This is a genomic window from Snodgrassella alvi, assembly GCF_002777745.1.
Taxonomy (GTDB): domain Bacteria; phylum Pseudomonadota; class Gammaproteobacteria; order Burkholderiales; family Neisseriaceae; genus Snodgrassella; species Snodgrassella alvi_D.
In genome coordinates this window covers 1-4,107 of record NZ_MEIO01000024.1, presented here as the reverse complement: position 1 = coordinate 4,107, position 4,107 = coordinate 1, and the positions used below count along the sequence as shown (strand labels likewise).

Here is a 4,107-nt window from a genome sequence, read left to right as displayed (position 1 = left end):
CTGTATCGGATTACTGACGGCGATATTTATACCTCTTTCCGGCAAACAGAAGAAGATTACCGCCGCGATAATGAAACCTTAATCCCGTATGGCAAACCTTTTCCATGGGCCGATGTCATTATCTATGGTGAATATGATGCTGCGCCGCTGAATTTTAATGCCTATGTGCAGGAAGGCTTTAAAATATCAAAAGAAGTTTCCAATATTGATTATATCCAGCAGCCACAGCCGCTGTATGGCTTAACCGTATATCGGGCCAATAATGGCATTGATCCCAAAACCGGTGAACCGTGGAAATCGGATGTTAATGCCAAGGATATTTTGCTCAAAAAAGATCAGGCCGGCAATATTAAAACTTATATGGGTTGCGAGTTTTCTGAGCATAAAAATTTTTGTAGTCATATGTTTTATAATGATAAATTTCATATCAGAGTATCAATTAGTTATAACCGTACTTATCTGCCGCAATGGCAGCAGATGGAGAGCAATATTATCAATATACTGGATAGCTGGCGCGTAAGCCCAGAAGGCAGGCTGCTGGGCAAACAGATTGGTAAAGCCTAGTTTGTAGTAGTGGTATAACTTATTGATTATCTCAGGGAGAGCACTATGTTAGAAGCAAAAAAAGTAAGCAAAAGCGAAATTCAGGCATGGCGTAAACAGATTGAAAATGGTTATGCCAAATGGGCGCAATGTTTCTTTAAATCATACTGATTAGATAATTAATAAATATTGGCTAGTATCTAATTTAAAACAATAAAATTGAAAATAATTCTGAATTTCTCTCTTTTCTTTGTATTAATGTTGCGTTAACTTTTGTATTAAAAAATAAAGAAAAAGGCTGCTTATGAAGTCTGGATTTAGAAAAAGTCTACTTATCTTGGTGCTGCTGTGGCAGGTATTGCTGCTTGCCGGCTGTGACTATTTTGTAAGCGAACAGCAGGCACATGTACCATTCTATAATCGCGATAGCCGTGGCCGCGCCGATACTATTGGCAAACTCGGTACTCAATCCATCAGCATCCCCGCGGGCGTGATTGATGGCTGGGCACGCTATATCGGCGATCCGGGCGATTTTGCCGATCCGAAAATCAAAGCCAAATACCAGCGCCCGCCAGAATCTTATGACTTGCCGATTGAATCATTTGGTTTCCTGTATCGGATTACTGACGGCGATATTTATACCTCTTTCCGGCAAACAGAAGAGGATTACCGCCGCGATAATGAAACCTTAATCCCGTATGGCAAACCTTTCCCTTGGGCTGATGTCATTATCTATGGTGAATATGATGCTACGCCGTTGAATTTTAACTTCACTGTTCAGAATGAGTTCAAATTGGCGAAAGAAATCACCCATTTTGACTATATCCAGCAGGAACAACCGCTGTATGGCTTAACCGTATATCGTGCCAATAATGGTATTGATCCAAAAACCGGCGAGCCGTGGAAATGGGATGACAATGCCAAGGATATTTTTATCAAAAAAGATCAGGCCGGCAATATTAAAACCTACATAGATTGTCAATTCACTCATCATATAAATTCATGTGATCATATGTTTTATAGTGATAAATGGCATATCAGGGTACTTATTAGCTATAGCCGTACTTATCTGCCGCAGTGGCAGGAGATGGAGAGCAATATTATCAAAATACTGGATAGCTGGCGCGTAAGCCCAGAAGGCAGGCTGCTGGGCAAACAGATTGGTAAGGCATAGTTTGTAGTAGTGGTATAACTTATTGATTATCTCAGGGAAAGCACTATGTTAGAAGCGAAAAAAGTATCGGCAGCCGAAATCAGAGCATGGCGTAAACAGATTGAAAATGGTTATGCCAAATGGGCGCAAGGTTTCTTTAAATAATACTGATTAGATAATTAATAAATATTGGCTAGTATCTAATTTAAAACAATAAAATTAAAAATAATTCTGAATTTCTCTCTTTTCCTTGTATTAATGTTGTGTTAACTTTTGTATTAAAAAATAAAGAAAAAGGCTGCTTATGAAGTCTGGATTTAGAAAAAGTCTACTTATTGTGATGCTGCTGTGGCAGGTATTGCTGCTTGCCGGCTGTGACTATTATGTGAGCGAACAGCCGGAAAAACAATCAGCGCAGCAGGTACCGGAACCATTCCGCAATCAGGATAGTCATGGGCGTTATGACACCATTGGCAAACTCGGTACTCACTCCATCAGCATCCCCGCGGGCGTGATTGATGGCTGGGCACGCTATATGGGCGATCCGGGCGATTTTGCCGATCCGAAAATCAAAGCCAAATACCAGCGGCCACCTAAAACCTATGATTTACCGATTGAATCATTTGGTTTCCTGTATCGGATTACTGATGGTGATATTTATACCTCTTTCCGGCAGACACAACAGGATTATCGCCGCGATAATGAAACCTTAATCCCGTATGGCAAACCTTTCCCTTGGGCTGATGTCATTATCTATGGTGAATATGATGCTGCTGCACCGTTGAATTTTAATTTTACGCTTCAGGATGACTTTAGAGTATCAAAAGAAGTTACCAATATTGATTATATCCAGCAGCCACAGCCGCTGTATGGTTTAACTGTATATAAAGCCAATAATGGTATTGATCCGGAAACCAGCGAACCATGGAAATCGGATACCCTTGCCAAAGATCGAATGATTAAAAAAGATCAGGCCGACAATATTAAAACCTATATCGACTGTCAATTTACTCAGTATATAAATATTTGTAACCATATGTTTTATAACGATGACTGGCATATCAGGGTACTTATTGGTTATAACCGAACTTATCTGCCGCAATGGCAGGAAATAGAGGGCAATATTATCAAAATACTGGATAGCTGGCGCGTAAGCCCAGAAGGCAGGCTGCTGGGCAAACAGATTGGTAAGGCATAGTTTGTAGTAGTGGTATAACTTATTGATTATTTTCAAGGAGAGCACTATGTTAGAAGCAAAAAAAGTAAGCAAAAGCGAAATTCAGGCATGGCGTAAACAGATTGAAAATGGGGATTTGAACGATGTTGGCGAGGTGTATCTGCAACTGGCCAAACGTGGCTATCATTATGCTAAATGGGCGTATGGGGTGGCATCGGCGGATACCTTTACCGGCAATGGCGCGCTGGAATTTATGCAGGCGGTGGCGAAAGAACATCACCATATTTTAACGGACGACGAAACCAATAAGATACGCCGCGCTGGTTAAACTTAGTATAATGTAAATATTTATTAATCCAGCGCGTATACATGAATACTGAACTGTTGTTTAACATTTAATTTAAAACAATAAAATTTTTAAAATCGCCTTCTTTTTCTTTTCTTTTTGTAAAATTTATGTTAATTTTTACTCTATAAAATAGAACAATAGGGCTGCTTATGAAGTCTGGATTTAGAAAAAGTCTACTTATCTTGGTGCTGCTGTGGCAGGTATTGCTGCTTGCCGGCTGTGACTATTTTGTAAGCGAACAGCAGGCACAGGTACCATTCTATAATCGCGATAGCCGTGGCCGCGCCGATACTATTGGCAAACTCGGCACACACTCCATCAGCATCCCCGCGGGCGTGATTGATGGCTGGGCACGCTATATCGGCGATCCGGGCGATTTTGCCGATCCGAAAATCAAAGCCAAATACCAGCGCCCGCCGGAATCTTATGACTTGCCGATTGAATCATTTGGTTTCCTGTATCGGATTACTGACGGCGATATTTATACCTCTTTCCGGCAAACAGAAGAGGATTACCGCCGCGATAATGAAACCTTAATCCCGTATGGCAAACCTTTTCCATGGGCCGATGTCATTATCTATGGTGAATATGATGCTGCGCCGCTGAATTTTAATGCCTATGTGCAGGAAGGCTTTAAAATATCAAAAGAAGTTTCCAATATTGATTATATCCAGCAGCCACAGCCGCTGTATGGCTTAACCGTATATCGGGCCAATAATGGCATTGATCCCAAAACCGGTGAACCGTGGAAATCGGATGTTAATGCCAAGGATATTTTGCTCAAAAAAGATCAGGCCGGCAATATTAAAACTTATATGGGTTGCGAGTTTTCTGAGCATAAAAATTTTTGTAGTCATATGTTTTATAATGATAAATTTCATATCA

The 4,107-nt window shown here is 40.7% G+C and carries 5 protein-coding genes; all 5 read left to right on the top strand.

The annotated features are described in order from the left end of the window. Window positions 1-564, top strand: a 564-nt coding sequence (locus BHC51_RS12615; RefSeq protein ID WP_218966361.1) for a hypothetical protein, incomplete at its 5' end; no start/stop codon positions are given. Window positions 565-847: 283 nt separating this feature from the next. Next, window positions 848-1,717: a hypothetical protein gene (locus BHC51_RS01170; RefSeq protein ID WP_100153128.1), complete on the top strand. Its 870-nt coding sequence runs from the start codon at window positions 848-850 to the stop codon at window positions 1,715-1,717. Window positions 1,718-2,000: 283 nt separating this feature from the next. Next, window positions 2,001-2,894 (top strand): hypothetical protein, encoded by an 894-nt coding sequence (locus BHC51_RS01165; protein ID WP_143558720.1) that lies wholly within the window; start codon window positions 2,001-2,003, stop codon window positions 2,892-2,894. Window positions 2,895-2,940: 46 nt separating this feature from the next. Next, window positions 2,941-3,201 (top strand): hypothetical protein, encoded by a 261-nt coding sequence (locus BHC51_RS01160; protein WP_100153126.1) that lies wholly within the window; start codon window positions 2,941-2,943, stop codon window positions 3,199-3,201. A gap of 170 nt (window positions 3,202-3,371) precedes the next feature. After that, a partial coding sequence (locus BHC51_RS01155) for a hypothetical protein (protein ID WP_143558718.1) occupies window positions 3,372-4,107 on the top strand: 736 nt, incomplete at its 3' end.